This window comes from Mesorhizobium sp. WSM4829, assembly GCF_055811475.1.
On sequence record NZ_JBVVQJ010000009.1, the window covers coordinates 73,503 to 89,063 of the forward strand.

Consider the following 15,561-nt stretch of genomic DNA (forward strand, 5'->3'; position numbering starts at 1 on the left):
CATGACCATGTCAGTCGAACCGCCCAGGCTCTATCCGACCTTGCGCTACCGCAATGCCGCGAAAATGATCGACTGGCTGGGTGAAGCCTTCGGCTTTGCCGTTCATGCCCGCTACGGCGAAGGCGACATCGTCCAACACGCCGAACTGACTTTCGGCTCTTCGATGATCATGCTGGGCACCGCACGCGACGACAAGTTTGGCCAGATGGTCGGTGCGCCTGGCCCGGGTGGCGGCAGATCGATCTATGTTGCCGTCGACGATGCCGATGCCGCTTATGCCAGAGCAAAAAAGGCCGGCGCCGAAATACTGGAAGAGCTCACCGACCGCGACTATGGCAGCCGCGAGTTCATCTGCCGCGATCCGGAAGGCAATGTCTGGTCGTTCGGCACCTATTGGCCAAAGGCCGGTGAGCCCGCCAGCTAACGCGCCAGACCAAAGATGGCGTCGCAGTCGAGGTGGGTTTCCAGTTCGGCTGCGACCTCGTCCAATGCCCGTTCGACCTCGGCGCGATAATCGATGCCGCCGCCTTTGACGCCGAGATTTTCCAGGAATTTCGCCCGAAAAGCGTCGGCGGAAAACAGCCCGTGCAGATAGGTCCCCGACACCTTGCCGTCGGCGGAGACGGCGCCGTCATCGGCGCCGTTGATGACGGCGGACGGCCGCAGCGTGTCGGGACCGGTGGTGCGGCCGAGATGGATCTCGTAGCCCTCGAGCGGCAGGTCGAACTGGACCGAGCGCGCGCTGACATTGCGCACCGTCTTTTCCGGTTGCATCACCGTTTCGACGTCGAGCAGGCCGAGCCCCTCGGTCTCGGTGGCGCTGCCCTCGATGCCGTCGGGATCGCGCACGACTCGGCCGAGCATCTGGAAGCCGCCGCAGATGCCGACGACGTGGCCGCCGCGCTTGCGGTGGGCGACAAGGTCGCGGTCCCAGCCATTCTCGCGGAATCTTAGCAGATCGCCGATCGTCGACTTCGAGCCGGGAATGATCACCAGCCCAGCGTCGTCCGGCAAATGCTGGCCGTGCGGCACGAAGACGACCTCGACCTGCGGCTCGGCCTTGAGCGGGTCGAGGTCGTCGAAATTGGCGATGCGCGAAAGCATCGGCACGGCCACCTTCAGCGCGCGCTTCTCGCCGGACGCCAGGCGTTCGAGCACAACCGAATCTTCCGAGGGCAGCCGCGCCGCCGCCTTCAGCCACGGCACCACGCCAAAACAGCGCCAGCCGGTGAAGCTCTCGATCGCCTTGATGCCGTCATCGAACAGCGAGACATCGCCGCGGAACTTGTTGATGAGATAGCCGACGATCATGCGCCGGTCCTCTTCCGGCAGGATCAGATGGGTGCCGGCGACCGAGGCGATGACGCCGCCGCGATCGATGTCGCCGACCAGGATCACCGGCACGTTGGCGCGCGTCGCAAAGCCCATATTGGCAATGTCGCGGCTCCTGAGATTGATCTCGGCCGGCGAGCCGGCGCCTTCGACGATGACGAGGTCGGCATCCTCGCCGACCTTGGCCCAGGAGTCGAGCACGGCATCCATCAGCCGGGCTTTCAGCGCCTGGTAGTCGCGTGCCCGCGCCTCGCCGAACACCTTGCCCTGCACCACCACTTGGGCGCCGATATCGGTCTGCGGCTTGAGCAGCACCGGGTTCATATGGACGGTGGGCGCAACGCCGCAGGCGATCGCCTGCAGCCATTGGGCGCGGCCGATCTCGCCGCCGCGTCTGTCGCCCGGTATATTGGCGACGGCGGCGTTGTTCGACATGTTCTGCGGCTTGAACGGCCGCACCTTCAGCCCGCGCTTTTTCGCCGCGCGGCAGAGGCCCGCGACCAGCACCGTCTTGCCGACATCGGAGCCTGTGCCCTGCAGCATGATCGTCTTGGCCGCCATTAATTCCTGCCCTGTGAAACGCTGCCGGTGATCGTGGATTTCGCGGCCAGTGGTCCGCCGCGCCAGATGTAGAGCGCCAGCAGAGGCTCCTTGCCGGTGCGCATGGCATGGCTGACATCAGAGGCATGGTGGATCACCTCACCCGCCTCTCGCTTGCGAAAGTCGTCTTCGTCCATGCGCCATTCGGTGCCGCCGGTCAGTGGAATGTAGATCTCCTCGGCGACATGATGGTGGTCGGGATAGACGATTTCAGGTCCGAGGATCAGCAAGCCGGCCGCGACCTCGTCGTTGACGAAATGGCCGCGTGTGCCGAAGACCTCCAGCCAGCCGTACTTGTCGATGAATGTCTTGCCGAGATCCGCCTCGCTGTAGGTCTGCCCCCAGCGCAGCTCGCCGCGACGCTCCGCAAGCAGCCGCGCCAACGGCTGGGCGTTGGCCGGAGCGAGCTCGACGATGCGGTCGAGCTGGCGCAGGCAGGCAAGCGGACGCGGCTCGAGCGGACGCGCCGGCATGGCCCAGCCGATCCGGGCCACCGCATCGCGCACCAGCGCATCATCGAATGTTTCGAGCGTGGCGTGGAACCGTTCAAGCAGCTCATCGAAATTTGTCGTCATGCCTTGCCCCAGACACGCATTATCACACAGCCGCCCCCCAGATCGTTGGATGGAGCTAGTCGGCTTGCGCGGCGGCATCATTGGTCTAGATTGGACCGCGCGCAAAGCCAAAAACGACAGGCCAGCCGGCCGAAGACATCACGGAGCACGCCATGGACGCCGCTGTCGATGCGGGCACCAGCCAGTTCGAACTCAACGACGACCAGCGCGCCATCCAGCAAATGGCCGAGGCCTTCGCTGCCGATCGCGTTGCGCCGAACGCGCTCGACTGGGACCGCAACAAGCATTTTCCGGCGGACGTGATCCGCGAGACTGGCCCGCTCGGGCTTGGCGGCATCTATGTCAGTGACGATGTCGGCGGCGGCTCAGCGCTCGGCCGGCTCGACGCGGTGCTGATCTTCGAGGCGCTTTCGCGCGCCGATCCGGCCTTCTCCTCCTTCATCTCGATCCACAATATGGTGGCTTCGATGATCGACCGCTTCGGCAGCGACGAGCAGCGCCAGCACTTCCTGCCGAAGCTGACCTCGATGGAATGGCTGGCGAGCTATTGCCTGACCGAGCCGGGTTCGGGATCGGATGCTGCGGCGCTGAAGACGCGTGCGGTAAGGAGCGGCGGCGACTATGTGCTGAACGGCGTCAAGCAGTTCATTTCGGGCGCCGGCGACAGCGACCTTTACATCGTCATGGCGCGCACCGGCGCCGACGGTCCGAAGGGCATTTCGACCTTCGTCGTGCCGAAAGATGCGCCCGGCCTGTCTTTCGGCGCCAACGAGCACAAGATGGGCTGGCACATGCAGTCGACCCGCCAGGTCGTCTTCGAGGACTGCAAGGTGCCGGTTGAAAACCTGCTCTCGGACGAAGGTGCCGGCTTCGGCATCGCCATGGCCGGGCTCGACGGCGGCCGGCTCAACATCGCCGCCTGTTCGCTGGGCGGGGCGCAATCGGCGCTCGACAAGGCGCTGTCCTACACCGCCGAACGCAGGGCCTTCGGGTCGAAGATCAACCAGTTCCAGGCGCTGCAGTTCAAGCTGGCCGACATGGAGACCGAACTGCAGGCTGCACGGATATTCCTCTACGCCGCTGCCTCGAAGCTCGACCGCAAGGCCCCGGACGCCTCGAAATGGTCGGCGATGGCGAAGCGCTTCGTCACCGACATCGGCTTCAACGTTGCCAACGACGCGCTGCAACTGCATGGCGGCTATGGCTATCTGCACGATTACGGCATCGAGAAGCTGGTGCGGGATTTGCGCGTTCACCAGATTCTCGAAGGCACCAACGAGATCATGCGCGTCATCATCGCACGCGCGCTGATCGGGCGGGAAGGCAGTAGGCAGTAGGCAGTAGGCAATAGGCAATAGGCAATAGGCAATAGGCAGCAAGATGACCGGCAAGATCAATTCATACAAGGATCTTATCGTATGGCAGCAGGCGATGGATCTGGCCGTCACCACCTACGCCTTGACCAAGGCATGGCCAAAAGAGGAATTGTATGGGTTGACCAGCCAAATCCGCCGCTCGGCAACGTCAGTCCCTGCAAACATCGCGGAAGGTTATGGCCGAGACAACAGAGGCTCTTATCAGCAATTCCTCCGGATAGCCCAAGGGTCGCTGAAGGAATTCGAGACGCACCTGCAGATCGCTGAACGCATTGGCCTAGCTACGCAAGATCAAGCTTGTCAGATACTGTTAGCGACCGAGGGCATCGGAAAAAGCTGCGCCAACTTATCAGCAGACTCGCGCCCGAATAGGCCGCCTACTGCCTACTGCCTACTGCCTACTGCCTACTGCCTACTGCCTACTGCCTACTGCCTTACCCAAACCACGGAGTGCCATCATGACCACCATCGCCTTCATCGGCCTCGGCAATATGGGCAATCCGATGGCAGCCAATCTCGTCAAGGCTGGATATGCCGTTCACGGATTCGACCTGATCCCGGAAAATCTCGCCAACGCCAAGGAGCATGGGGTCGTCGTCATGGCCAATGCCGTTGCCGCGGTGAAGGAGGCCGACGTGGTCATCACCATGCTGCCGGCCGGCAAACACGTTCTGTCGGTCTATGAAGACATCGTGCCAAAGGCGAAAAAAGGCGCGCTGTTCATCGATTCCTCGACCATCGACGTCGAATCGGCACGAAAAGCCCACGCAATTGCCGCCAGACACAAGCTGCTGTCGATCGACGCGCCGGTTTCCGGCGGCACCGGCGGCGCCACCGCCGGCACGCTGACCTTCATGGCCGGCGGCGCGAAGGAAGCTTTTGCCAAGGCCGAACCAATCCTCAAGCCGATGGCCGGCCGTATCGTCCATTGTGGTGATGACGGCGCCGGACAGGCGGCAAAGATCTGCAACAACATGATCTTGGGCATTTCGATGATCGGCGTCGCCGAAGCCTTCGTTCTGGCGGAAAAGCTCGGCCTGTCGCACCAGGCGCTGTTCGACGTCGCCTCGAACTCGTCGGGCCAGTGCTGGTCGCTGACCACCTACTGCCCGGTCCCTGGTCCGGTGCCGACATCGCCGGCCAACAATGGCTACAGGCCGGGGTTTGCCGCGGCACTGATGCTGAAAGACCTGAAACTGTCGCAGGAAGCCGCGCAAGGCTCCGGTGCGGTGACGCCGCTCGGCGCCGAGGCCGCCCAGCTTTATGCGCTGTTCAACGCCCAGGGGCATGCCGCTGCCGACTTCTCCGGCATCATAAATTTCCTGCGCGGCACCCCGGCGTAATGCATGTCGCCCAAAAGCTTGGGCTAACCCCCAAGGGTGCGCAAAGCGTGCGCAGCAGACGCGACGCGCTTTCAGCCTCGAACTCGACCGACTTTCGGTTTCCGGCAAGAAACGCGGAAATTTAGATTTGCTTAAACTATCGATAACCACCCGGTAACGATGTCCCTGTAGAACGGAGTGCGAGGCGGCCTATCGCAACCGCCCGGCGCTCCGGATCAGGTCTCGCGTACCGGAGCCCCGTAAGTTTCGCCAAGTGTTCAGTCAGCGAAGCGCCATGCGTATCTGGCAAAGCCGCGTTCCCGATGGAGCGCGGTTTTTGCATTCACGCAATGCGGTTCAATCCAACATGGCCGGGCAGCAGATCAAGGAAGAGGCCAAAAAAACGAAGCCGACCGCATCCGCGCTGACGTGGAGATCAAGCGGCTTGAGCGGACATCATTGAAACCTTCTGATTTCCAAGCCGTTATCGCCGGTATGTCCGGGGCTAAATCCAAGCCGAAATCGGTCTCCAAATCACGCGATGCCGAGAAGTCGCGCCAGGAGAAGCAATCGACCGTCGAAGCCGCGCCTGAGACCGTCGGCGCGGCCCCGCCGCCGCTGGAGTTCGTCGAACCCGATCCGGAGCTGACCCCTGAGGAGGCCGAGCAGGCGCGCAAGAGATACTTGCTGAGGCGTTTCTGGATCAGCGCGCGCGGTTACTGGGGCCGCGGAGGCGATAGGCGGGCTTGGCCGTACACGATCGGGTTATTGCTCCTGATCGTCATCAATGTCGGCTTCCAGTATGGGATCAATGTCTGGAATCGCGCAATTTTCGATGCCCTTGAGCAACGCAATGCGCGCACCGTCTATGTCCTGAGCGCCGTTTTCGTGCCGCTCGTGCTCGGCAGCGGAAGCCTTGTCGTTGCACAGGTCTTCCTTCGCATGACGATGCAGCGCCACTGGCGTTCCTGGCTCACCAACGCGGTCATCGCGCGGTGGCTTGCAAGCGGCCGCTACTTTCAGTTGAACCTCGTCGGCGGCGACCACCAGAACCCTGAAGCACGCATTACGGAGGATTTGCGGATTGCCACCGAATCCCCGGTCGACTTCATCGCCGGTGTCATCAACGCGTTTCTGTCGGCCTCGACCTTCATCGTGGTGCTCTGGACGATCGGCGGGGCCCTGACGCTGACGATCGCAGGTTCGACGGTGACCATTCCCGGCTTTCTCGTCATCACCGCGGTGCTCTATGCCGCGATCACATCCACCTCGATGGCGGTCATTGGCCGCCATTTCGTCCACCTCTCCGAGGAAAAAAATCAGGCGGAAGCCGAATTCCGCTACACGCTGACGCGCGTGCGGGAAAACGGCGAGAGTATCGCATTGCTCGGCGGCGAGGAGGAAGAGCGTAGCGGCATCGACAAGACGTTCGCCTATGTGCTCAGGCAGTGGGCGCTCCTTACAGGTCAGCACATGCGCACAGCGCTGGTATCGCAGGGGGCGAGTCTGTTTGCGCCTGTCGTGCCGGTTTTGCTTTGCGCTCCAAAGTTTCTCGAAGGCGGCATGACACTTGGACAGGTCATGCAGGCTGCCTCTGCCTTTGCCATCGTGCAGGGCGCGTTCGGATGGCTGGTCGACAACTACCCCCGTCTCGCCAATTGGAACGCCTGTGCACGGCGCATCGCCTCGCTGATGATGTCGCTCGACGGGCTCGAGCGCGCGGAACAGAGCAACACGCTCGGACGCATAAAGCGCGGCGAAGCTGCAGGCGATGCGATGCTCAGCCTGAACAATCTCTCCGTGTCACTCGACGACGGCACCGCCGTGGTCAAGGAAACCAAGGTCGTGATCGAATCAGGCGAGCGGGTGCTCGTCGCCGGCGAATCCGGCTCAGGCAAGAGTACGCTGGTGCGGGCCGTCGCAGGTCTGTGGCCGTGGGGCGGCGGCAGCGTCAACATCCACGCCGACAGACGGCTGTTCATGTTGCCGCAACGGCCTTATGTCCCCACCGGGACGCTTCGCCGCGCAGTCGCCTATCCAGGCGCCGCCGATCGCTGGACGCTGGACGAGATCAAAGCTGCCCTCGACAAAGTCGGGCTCGATTATCTGAACGACAAGATCGAGGACGACGCGCCATGGGACCAGACCCTCTCGGGTGGCGAAAAGCAGCGGCTCGCCTTCGCGCGTCTTCTGCTGCACAGCCCCGATATCATCGTGCTGGATGAAGCAACGTCAGCACTCGATGAAAAGAGCCAGGACAAGATGATGGAGATGATCGTTCACGAATTGCCGAAGGTCACCATCATAAGCGTGGCGCATCGCGCCGAGCTGGAAGCCTTTCATAGCCGCAAGATCACCTTGGAGCGGCGCGAGGGCGGCGCAAAGCTTGTCAGCGATATCGATCTTGTGCAGCGCAAGAGAAGACGGAACTTGCTTGAGCGGTTTATGCGGCGCCGGCGCGCCGCACCGAAGCGCAGCACGACCTCGAGCAAAGCGGCGCTGCCCGAGACAAAAAAGTGAAATCCGCCGATCGGGCCTTGGTGAGCGGTTCCTCCGGCTGGCAGAATCCGGCATTCAAACGCCGGGCGTCCGGTTGCAGGACGCCCGGCGATCGTTTTATCTCACAGCTTGCGCAAATCCGCCTGCGCCAGATCAAGCGCCTTGGCGATGCGGCCGCAGGCCATGTCGATCGTCTCGCGCGTCCAGATCAGCGGCGGCGACAGGATCATCGTATCGCCGGTGGCGCGCAGCATCATGCCCTGGGCAACTGCGTGGTCGCGAACGGTCACGGCCGCGCTCCCGGCCGGCAGGAAGCGCGCCTTGGTCGCCTTGTCGCTGACGATCTCGATCGCCCCCATCAGGCCGATCGAGCGCACCTCGCCGACCAGATCGTGACCGCCGACGTGCTCCTGCAGCGCCTTGGCGAAATAGGGTCCGGTGTCGTTCTTGACCCGATCGACCAAACCCTCCCGCTCGATGATCTCGAGGTTCTTCAGCGCCACGGCGCAGGCCACGGGGTGGCCGGCATAGGTATAGCCGTGATTGAACTCGCCGCCCTTCTCGACCAGCGTCGCGGCGATGCGGTCACCGACCAGCAGCGCCGACAGCGGCTGATAACCGGATGTCAGCGCCTTGGCGGTGGTGATGGTATCGGGCTCGATGTCGAAGGTCTGAGCTGCGAACCACTCGCCGGTGCGGCCATAGCCGGTGATGACCTCGTCGAGCATCAGCAGTATATCGTATTTGCGGCAGATGCGCTGCACTTCCGGCCAATAGCTCATCGGCGGTATCTTCACGCCGCCTGCTCCCATCACCGGCTCGCCGATGAAGGCGGCGACCTTGTCGGCGCCGGCTTCGAGGATGGCATCCTCGACGGCCTTGGCCGCGCGCAGGCCGAAATCATGGTCGCTTTCACCGGGCAGAGCCAGCTCATAGGCATAAGGCATCATCACATGGACGATGTTGGGAACCGCGCCGTTGAGCTGCTTGTGCATCGGCTCCATGCCGCCCAGCGACGTGCCGGCGATGGTCGAGCCGTGATAGGCGCTCTTGCGCGAGATGATGCGGTTCTTCTCCGGCTTGCCTTCCAATGCCCAATAGTGGCGCACGAGGCGCAGCGCCGTGTCGTTGGCCTCCGAACCGGACGAGCCGAAGAACACCTGGTTGACATGCTTCGGCGCCAGTTCCGCCAGCTTTTTGGCCAGCAGCACCGGTGTCGGGGTCGAGCATTTGAAGAAGGAATTGTAGTAGGGCAGTTCCTTCATCTGGGCGTAAGCGGCGTCGGCCAGCTCATCGCGCCCGTAACCGATGTTGACGCACCACAGCCCGGCCATGCCGTCGAGGATTTCCGTGCCTTCGGAATCGTAGATGAACGGCCCGTTGGCGTGGGTGATGATGCGTGAGCCGGCCTCGCGCATCTCCTTGTGGTCGGTGAACGGATGAAGGTGATGCGCAGCATCGATCTGCTGAAGCTGCTTCAGCGAATAATTCTGATAGCTCATGTCTGATCTTTCCTCTTGAACCAATCCGGCAATTGCAGACAATCCGGCAATTGCAGCGGGGGCGGATTCGTCAGAGGAAGGCGGGCGGCGAATAGCCGATGCGGGCGCAAAGCCGCAAAAGCTCGGCGCGAAGCGTGCGCGGCGACGGCGTCACCGCCACCCCAAACGCGCATGATGCCTTCATCCAAGCCATGCAGCATCTTAGGCGGTCTGATGCGATCAGTTCAAGCCGTTCCGTCAAGCCGTTCCGGTCAGCGCCCGTTGCAGGAAGACATACTTCATCGCCGCCTGTGCCGCTTGCGGCCGGCGATCGCCGCGCCCGCCATGGCCGCCCTCGGTCTCCTCGAAAAACAGCGTCTTCGCGTGGCCGGCAGCCTGCAGCCGTGCCGCCATCTTCCGCGCATGGCCGGGATGGACGCGGTCGTCGGCCGTCGATGTCGTCAGCAGCACCGGCGGATAGGCGGCATCGGGCTCGACATGCTGATAAGGCGAGTAAGCCGCCAGCGACGCGGCCTCTTCCGGCTTCGCCGGATCGCCATACTCGGCCATCCAGGATGCGCCGGGCGGCAGCTCGGTGTAGCGCAGCATGTCGAGCAGCGGCACGTCGATGATCACCGCACCGAAAAGCTCGGGATGCTGGGTCAGCGAAACGCCGGTTAGCAAGCCGCCATTCGAGCCGCCCTGGATGCCGAGCGTCGCCGGCGTGGCGATGCCGCGTTTCACCAGGTCTTGCGCGACCGCGGCGAAATCGTCGAAGGCGTTCTGGCGATTGGCCTTGAGCGCGGCCTGATGCCAGTTCGGACCGAACTCGCCGCCGCCGCGGATATTGGCCTGCACATAGGCATTGCCCTTTTCCAGCCACAGCCGGCCGCGCACGCCGGCATAGCCGGGCAGCAGCGGCACTTCGAAGCCGCCATAGCCGTAAAGCAGCGTCGGCACCGGCCCGTCCTGGTCGCGCCGCCTGACGACGAAATAAGGGATTTTGGTGCCGTCCTTCGAGCGTGCCTTGAACTGTTCCGAGACCAGCGACGATGCATCGAAACGCGCCGGCTGCGATTTCACCGTTGTCAGCATCGCTGCATTGTCGTCCGACCAGATGATCGAACTCGGCGTCAGGAAATCGGTGAAGGAGAAGGACACGCTGGAGCCGAAACGCTCGGCGTGGCTGATGCCGACACTGCCGTTTTCGGGCAGCGCCACCGGCTGCAGCGACCAGCCGCTGCCGCTGCGATCGCAGGCGACGACCTTGCCGCGCACATTGTCCATCAGATTGATGAACAACCGGTCCCGCGTGCGGGCAATGCCGGCAATCGAGACACGATCCGCCGGCTCGAGCACGGTTTCGACAGGTCCGAGCGCTTTGGTTTCGATCCAGCGCGCGAAGTCCAGTGAATAGAGGCCATCAGGCTTGCACAGCGTGCCGTCCGGCGCCGTCCACGGGCTGCGCACCCCAAAGACGAACTGATCCCTGAACAGCACCGCGTCGGTCACGTCGTCCGGCAACGGGATGCGCCTGTTTTCGCCGGAAGGCAGACGCAGAAAACTGTGCGAGGCAAAGAAATCGAGCGTCCGGGTCAGCAACAGATGCCGCTTGTCACCGTCGAATTCGAGGGAACCGCCGGCGGCGAGATCCTGCTTCTGCGCCTCGAAAATCGGCGTCGCATCCTCCAGCCTGGTGCCGCGCTGCCAAAGCTTGACCACGCGCGGATAACCGGACTGGGTTTTTTCGTCCTCTTCGAAGGCAGCCGAGACGATGACCGTGTCCTCATCCAGCCAGTTGAAGCCCGACTTCGAGGCAGGAGCACGAAAGCCGCCCTCGACAAAGGACTTGCTGTCGATGTCGAATTCGCGCATTTCGCTGGCGTCGCCGCCATCCGGCGACAGGCTGAGCAGGCAGCGGCTGAAATCGGGGTAAAGCCGGCTGGCGCCGCTGAACACCCATTTCACACCCTCCTTGGCTGACAGACTGTCGAAGTCGATGATCGTCTCCCATTCCGGCTTCTCGGTCTTGTAGGAAGCGACCGGAGTGCGCCGCCAGAGGCCGAGCACGTTGGTCTTGTCCTGCCAGAAATTATAGACGTGGCCGTTGAGCGCAGACCCGACGGCAATGTTGTCTTCGGCCGTCATCAGGTCCAGTGCGGTTTGGAAGCAGGTCTGGTAGGATGGATCGCCCTGCAACTCGGCGACCGTGATCTCGTTCTGACGGTGAACCCAGTCGAGCGTTTCCTTGCCCGTTCTGTCCTCCAGCCAGAGAAAGGGATCCTCAGTCGCCGAATTGGGACGCGTCTTTGTGTTCGAACTGGTCATGTGGTCTCCGATAAATTCGTCAAGGCTCGGCAACGTCGTCTTGCCACTATCGGTATTCAACTTGGAACGCAAAAGGAGCCATTGCGCTGTTGGCCTCCTAAGGTGGGGCCGCCTGCCGCCCGCAGGCCACGAGGGAATCCATGCAACATCTGTACATTGCCAAAGAGAAGTTCGGTCCTTTCAGCGGCACTGCATGGACCATGTACATAAACTGGTCCGGCCTCACCCAATTAAGCGAGGTCGTCTCACTCGATGGAATGCTCGGGCCGGTCGCGCTGGGACAGGTAAAGGACAGCTACTGGCCCTATATTGTTAACGAGGATTACATGCTCGATTTCTTTGTGAACCTGGACTTCCTCCTTTCGGAGTTGGCCGATCCGGGCGATTTGAATGTCCTCAATGTGATACGAAGACCGTCGGTTGACGTGCGTTCACTCGACTGGAGCGGATTTACCTTCCTGGGCTACGACTTGTTGGATCAAGACGTCTCCATAAGCGCGCTGACCAACTGCGGAGGATTTCCTGACGTGTTTGCGAACACGGAACTGTCCGATGTTGGATTGATACCCGACTTTGATCGTGCCGTTGAAATTCGAGACCTTCTACGCAGGATGCATCCCTCTGAACACCATGCCGAATGTGATTTATGGGCGATTTCCAGATGGCAAGGAAATGAAGGCACCCCGCAATTGTATTAATGCATGTCGCGCAAAAGTGTGCAGCGGTTTTGCGATAACGACATGCAAAAACAACAACCTAAAGCGCGTCGCATCAGACGCGACGCGCTTTAGACCGCTCGCCCCCGCAATACGGTTGTGACCGCCAACGCCAGACAAATGGCGCCAAGCGTGATCGGCAGGCCGTCCGCACCGAGAATATCCATGGCGCCGCCCGCCAGCGGCGGCACGGCGATGCCGCCGACGCCCCACATTAGCGAGAAGGCGGCGTTGCCGGCGACCAGTGCCGAGCCGGTGAACCGCTCGCCGAGCTCGATGATCGACATCGTGTAGATGCCGTAGGAAACCGCGCCCCAGACGAACACGCACGGCCAGATCAGCGGCGTCTCGATGAGAACCGGCAACAGCACACACCCGAGCACCGTTAGCGTTACACAGATAAATCGCACCAGACGCGCCGTCAGCCGTTCCGCCAGCAGGCCGAGCGGCACCTGCATGGCGATGTTGCCGGCGATCATGACAGACAGCAGCGCCGACATGCGCGCCTCCGCGATGCCATAATGCGCTCCGTAGACTGGCAGCAGTGCCAGCACCCCCTGTTCGAAACCGGCGGCCACCACCACCGCCGACAGCAGCAGCCATGCCATCGGCATGAACCCCATCACCGAAACCTGGTGCCCGGCTTCATCGACCTTTGGCAGCCGTCCCAGCACCAGCGCCAGGCAGGCGCCGCAAAAGACGAATGCGGCGATGCCGACGAGAAACGGCGGCCATCCTTCGGTGCCGACCGCAAGCAGGCACAGCGGGCCGGCCGCGAAACCTGCCGAAATGACTGTAGAATAGATGCCCATCACGCGACCGCGGCGCGCCGGAGGCGCCAGCGCGATCACCCAGATCTCGCTCAGCACATAGAGCGGATTGGTCACCACGCCGATCAGGAAGCGCAGTGGAAACCAGAGATAGACATTTTGCGTCCAGCCGATCAGCGCCAGCATGATGGCGGAAAGGGCCGCGCAGGTCAGCGCCGTGCGCCCTGCCCCGAACCGGCGCGCCAGCGCCGGGATAAGCGGCGACGAGACGATAAAGCCGACCGGCGTCATTGCCGCCGACAGGCCGATCATGGCCGGCGAGACGCCCTGGCGCTGCAGGATGAAGCTCAGCAGCGGGTAGCTCAGCCCTTGCGCGATGGCGAACACCGAAACGGTGGCGATCACGCCGGTGATCGCCGCCCACTGCATTGTCTGGTCGCTGTTCTGTTCCGCCCGGTCCATGATCCGCACCACGAAGCCTGCACGATTAGCGTTTCGGCGGCGTGCCGGGAAGCACCGGCGGCAGGAACCGCTTGCGCCAGCCAGAGCATGCCTTGTCAAGGACTCCGCGGCGCCATTCAGGCCACTACGGAAAATACCGGGCAATCGCCCCCTTCCTGCCCTCCGCGTAAGGCTTCAGCCACTTGTCGTCGATGGAGAGCCCGTCATTGTCCGACGGTCCTTCTCCAATCGTTCTGCGCCAGGCACGGAACTTGTAGTGGTCGAACACGTCGAGCATATGCACCGCAAAGGCCGCAGCGAACGTCTTGTCGCCTTCGACGATCACCATGTTCTCGTCGTTTTCATAGGACGCCTTGTAGCCAAGGTTGTGGCTGCCGGCGATGACGGTCGCATTGTCGGCCATCGGATCGATGATGACGATCTTGTCGTGCACGATCGCATGGCCGACGGTCAGCACTTCCGCCTGGAAATCCCGCGCAACGGAGGCCCCAGTCAGGTTGGCCGCCCTGACGATGGAGACGTTCGGCGCCTCCCAGACCTTCTCTGGAAAGACGAATGGCGACTTGCCGTCCTTGTTCGATTTGTTGGTGACTGGATCCCGGGTCGGAGCAATATAGTTGGGCATGGCGGTGTGATCGCTGATTGCGCCCTGCACGATCAGCTTTGGATTCGCCGTCGCCGCCGCGACCGCCTGATCGATGACCGAATTGTTGCCAAGCCGCGACGGATTGAACACGAGAAAGAGCACCGCCTCCTTCGCCGCCTTGATCCGTGCGAAAACATCTTCGAGATCGACAGGCCGCACCGAGATGTCCTTTTTGCTGCGGTCGGGATCGTTTGGCGAGAACCAGATGGTGGTCCCATCGACATGGTTCGGTGTGCGATTCTTCAGGCGAAACGGCCTGCCTTGCTTCTGCGCCACACGTCCGGCAGCGCTATCGCTCGCCGGCGGCGGGAACACGTCGGCCCTCATCCGTTCCCAATAGGTATCGAACACTTCGGCCATGGCAGGGTCGTCGCGGATGAAGGCGTTGTTGGACTGTCCGCAAATGCCCGTCGACGTCCAATTGGTGCTGCCGGTCATGACCGCTTGCGGATTGCCCTGGGCGTCGCGGTAGACGGCAAACTTGTTGTGGCCGATATGGTTGTTGTTGAACAGACGATCGGTCAGCACGACGCCGGCGTCGCGCAGCCGCTTTCTGAAGGGCGCGTTGCCCGCGTCCCACGCCTTGGTTTGTTCATCCCTGCCCGAATTCGAAAGAATGACGTCGACGACATCCTTGGCGTCGATGATCGCGTCGCACAACTCGTCATCGCCAAGCTCGTAGAGGGCAACCCTGACAGTGCCGCCCTCGGCCTTGGCCCGTTTCATCAGGCTGGTGAGCACATCCGGAACCTCGCCGTGAAGATAGGCGCGTATCTTGCTGCCGGGACGCTGAAGCTCGGCCCTGATCTTGTCGCGCTGCCCGACCTTGATGCCGGCATCTTCGAGGGCGCGCGACAGCCATTGCGTCGAGAGCACGCCGTTGGTGAAGGCGAGCCGCGCCTTGCCGAACATCGATCCCAGGAAGATGGTCGGGCTGACGGCGCCTTGTCCGAGATAGCCGAGCGGCCGAGCCGCTCCGGTATAGGCTTTCTCGGGCCGCACCGGCACCGGATCGAGGCCGGGCCGCATGTCGCCGACCGGACGCACCCGGTAGGCGACCAATTCGCCATCCGGCCTGATTTCGACGCTGTCGCGGCGCCGCCGCACCGTAAGATCGCGCCAGAATGTCTTCTGCACCGGCCAGACGCCGGTATCCTGCGGAATCCAGTCCTTGTTGCGTTGCCCCCGGAAAGGCACCCAGGACGCCAGACAGCGTTCCTCGCCGGTGCCGGGATAGATGCGGACGATCTCGAAGCCGAGACAGCCGTCGATCATTCCGTCAATATCCCAGGCAATGAAAGCGACTTCGTTGTTGGTCGCTGCACGCACGCTGACAACATCCGACACGGAAATAGTCTCCCTCAGGACGGTTTGTATTCAATGTACTTGCTCAATATGACGTGATCGCAACGTGACATGTTTCACAGTTCGGGCACAGATCTGGATTCGCCCTG

Annotated in this window: 13 protein-coding genes and 1 pseudogene; 7 read left to right on the forward strand and 7 right to left on the reverse strand. The window is 62.4% G+C overall.

Annotated features, from left to right (window positions below):
- Position 1 precedes the first annotated feature (1 nt).
- Positions 2 to 424 (forward strand): VOC family protein, encoded by a 423-nt coding sequence (locus AC0L17_RS11315; RefSeq protein WP_473515885.1) that lies wholly within the window; start codon positions 2 to 4, stop codon positions 422 to 424.
- Here AC0L17_RS11315 and AC0L17_RS11320 read toward each other — a convergent pair.
- Positions 421 to 1,893, reverse strand: coding sequence for a cobyric acid synthase (locus tag AC0L17_RS11320; RefSeq protein WP_473515886.1), 1,473 nt, complete (start codon positions 1,891 to 1,893; stop codon positions 421 to 423). The genes AC0L17_RS11315 and AC0L17_RS11320 overlap by 4 nt on opposite strands.
- A complete protein-coding gene (locus AC0L17_RS11325; protein WP_473515887.1) occupies positions 1,893 to 2,507 on the reverse strand; it encodes a dimethylsulfonioproprionate lyase family protein in 615 nt (204 codons plus the stop codon). The genes AC0L17_RS11320 and AC0L17_RS11325 overlap by 1 nt, the downstream gene beginning before the upstream one ends.
- Before the next feature lie 152 nt (positions 2,508 to 2,659).
- Between AC0L17_RS11325 and AC0L17_RS11330 the strand changes: the two genes are divergently transcribed.
- The 5 genes and pseudogenes from AC0L17_RS11330 (at position 2,660) to AC0L17_RS11350 (ending at position 7,725) form a co-directional block, all read left to right on the forward strand.
- Positions 2,660 to 3,844, forward strand: coding sequence for an isobutyryl-CoA dehydrogenase (locus tag AC0L17_RS11330; RefSeq protein ID WP_473515888.1), 1,185 nt, complete (start codon positions 2,660 to 2,662; stop codon positions 3,842 to 3,844).
- A 43-nt stretch (positions 3,845 to 3,887) separates the two neighbouring features.
- Positions 3,888 to 4,255, forward strand: a pseudogene (locus AC0L17_RS11335) (four helix bundle protein).
- Positions 4,256 to 4,341: 86 nt separating this feature from the next.
- Positions 4,342 to 5,226, forward strand: a complete 885-nt coding sequence (gene mmsB / locus AC0L17_RS11340; RefSeq protein WP_473515889.1) for a 3-hydroxyisobutyrate dehydrogenase — start codon at positions 4,342 to 4,344, stop codon at positions 5,224 to 5,226.
- A gap of 274 nt (positions 5,227 to 5,500) precedes the next feature.
- A complete protein-coding gene (locus AC0L17_RS11345; RefSeq protein ID WP_473515890.1) occupies positions 5,501 to 5,668 on the forward strand; it encodes a hypothetical protein in 168 nt (55 codons plus the stop codon).
- 32 nt (positions 5,669 to 5,700) lie between these two features.
- On the forward strand, positions 5,701 to 7,725 hold the full coding sequence (locus AC0L17_RS11350; RefSeq protein WP_473515972.1) for an ABC transporter ATP-binding protein/permease: 2,025 nt from the start codon (positions 5,701 to 5,703) through the stop codon (positions 7,723 to 7,725).
- Between the two features lie 101 nt (positions 7,726 to 7,826).
- Here the strand turns inward: AC0L17_RS11350 and AC0L17_RS11355 are convergent, their stop codons facing one another.
- The 3 genes from AC0L17_RS11355 to AC0L17_RS11365 all read right to left on the reverse strand — a co-directional run bounded on the left by AC0L17_RS11355 (position 7,827) and on the right by AC0L17_RS11365 (position 11,513).
- Positions 7,827 to 9,206 (reverse strand): aspartate aminotransferase family protein, encoded by a 1,380-nt coding sequence (locus tag AC0L17_RS11355; protein WP_473515891.1) that lies wholly within the window; start codon positions 9,204 to 9,206, stop codon positions 7,827 to 7,829.
- Positions 9,207 to 9,276: 70 nt separating this feature from the next.
- The gene (locus tag AC0L17_RS11360) at positions 9,277 to 9,399 is read right to left on the reverse strand and encodes a capsid protein (RefSeq protein ID WP_091599613.1); all 123 of its coding nucleotides are present in this window, start codon (positions 9,397 to 9,399) and stop codon (positions 9,277 to 9,279) included.
- Between the two features lie 44 nt (positions 9,400 to 9,443).
- On the reverse strand, positions 9,444 to 11,513 hold the full coding sequence (locus AC0L17_RS11365) for a prolyl oligopeptidase family serine peptidase (protein WP_473515892.1): 2,070 nt from the start codon (positions 11,511 to 11,513) through the stop codon (positions 9,444 to 9,446).
- A gap of 140 nt (positions 11,514 to 11,653) precedes the next feature.
- On the opposite strand from AC0L17_RS11365, the gene AC0L17_RS11370 reads away from it, so the two are divergent.
- On the forward strand, positions 11,654 to 12,211 hold the full coding sequence (locus tag AC0L17_RS11370; RefSeq protein WP_473515893.1) for a hypothetical protein: 558 nt from the start codon (positions 11,654 to 11,656) through the stop codon (positions 12,209 to 12,211).
- 89 nt (positions 12,212 to 12,300) lie between these two features.
- Here AC0L17_RS11370 and AC0L17_RS11375 read toward each other — a convergent pair whose 3' ends face one another.
- Together AC0L17_RS11375 and AC0L17_RS11380 are read right to left on the reverse strand one after the other, a co-directional pair.
- Positions 12,301 to 13,461 (reverse strand): MFS transporter, encoded by a 1,161-nt coding sequence (locus AC0L17_RS11375; protein ID WP_473515894.1) that lies wholly within the window; start codon positions 13,459 to 13,461, stop codon positions 12,301 to 12,303.
- 124 nt (positions 13,462 to 13,585) lie between these two features.
- Positions 13,586 to 15,454: a phospholipase D-like domain-containing protein gene (locus tag AC0L17_RS11380; protein ID WP_473515895.1), complete on the reverse strand. Its 1,869-nt coding sequence runs from the start codon at positions 15,452 to 15,454 to the stop codon at positions 13,586 to 13,588.
- Between the last annotated feature and the right edge of the window lie 107 nt (positions 15,455 to 15,561).

Bases quoted from the DNA above. Each gene is read 5' to 3' on its own strand.
- AC0L17_RS11315 (WP_473515885.1), top strand. From the start codon at position 2: ATGACCATGTCAGTCGAACCGCCCAGGCTCTATCCGACCTTGCGCTAC.
- AC0L17_RS11320 (WP_473515886.1), bottom strand. From the start codon at position 1,893: ATGGCGGCCAAGACGATCATGCTGCAGGGCACAGGCTCCGATGTCGGC.
- AC0L17_RS11325 (WP_473515887.1), bottom strand. From the start codon at position 2,507: ATGACGACAAATTTCGATGAGCTGCTTGAACGGTTCCACGCCACGCTC.
- AC0L17_RS11330 (WP_473515888.1), top strand. From the start codon at position 2,660: ATGGACGCCGCTGTCGATGCGGGCACCAGCCAGTTCGAACTCAACGAC.
- mmsB (WP_473515889.1), top strand. From the start codon at position 4,342: ATGACCACCATCGCCTTCATCGGCCTCGGCAATATGGGCAATCCGATG.
- AC0L17_RS11345 (WP_473515890.1), top strand. From the start codon at position 5,501: ATGCGTATCTGGCAAAGCCGCGTTCCCGATGGAGCGCGGTTTTTGCAT.
- AC0L17_RS11350 (WP_473515972.1), top strand. From the start codon at position 5,701: ATGTCCGGGGCTAAATCCAAGCCGAAATCGGTCTCCAAATCACGCGAT.
- AC0L17_RS11355 (WP_473515891.1), bottom strand. From the start codon at position 9,206: ATGAGCTATCAGAATTATTCGCTGAAGCAGCTTCAGCAGATCGATGCT.
- AC0L17_RS11360 (WP_091599613.1), bottom strand. From the start codon at position 9,399: ATGGCTTGGATGAAGGCATCATGCGCGTTTGGGGTGGCGGTGACGCCG.
- AC0L17_RS11365 (WP_473515892.1), bottom strand. From the start codon at position 11,513: ATGACCAGTTCGAACACAAAGACGCGTCCCAATTCGGCGACTGAGGAT.
- AC0L17_RS11370 (WP_473515893.1), top strand. From the start codon at position 11,654: ATGCAACATCTGTACATTGCCAAAGAGAAGTTCGGTCCTTTCAGCGGC.
- AC0L17_RS11375 (WP_473515894.1), bottom strand. From the start codon at position 13,461: ATGGACCGGGCGGAACAGAACAGCGACCAGACAATGCAGTGGGCGGCG.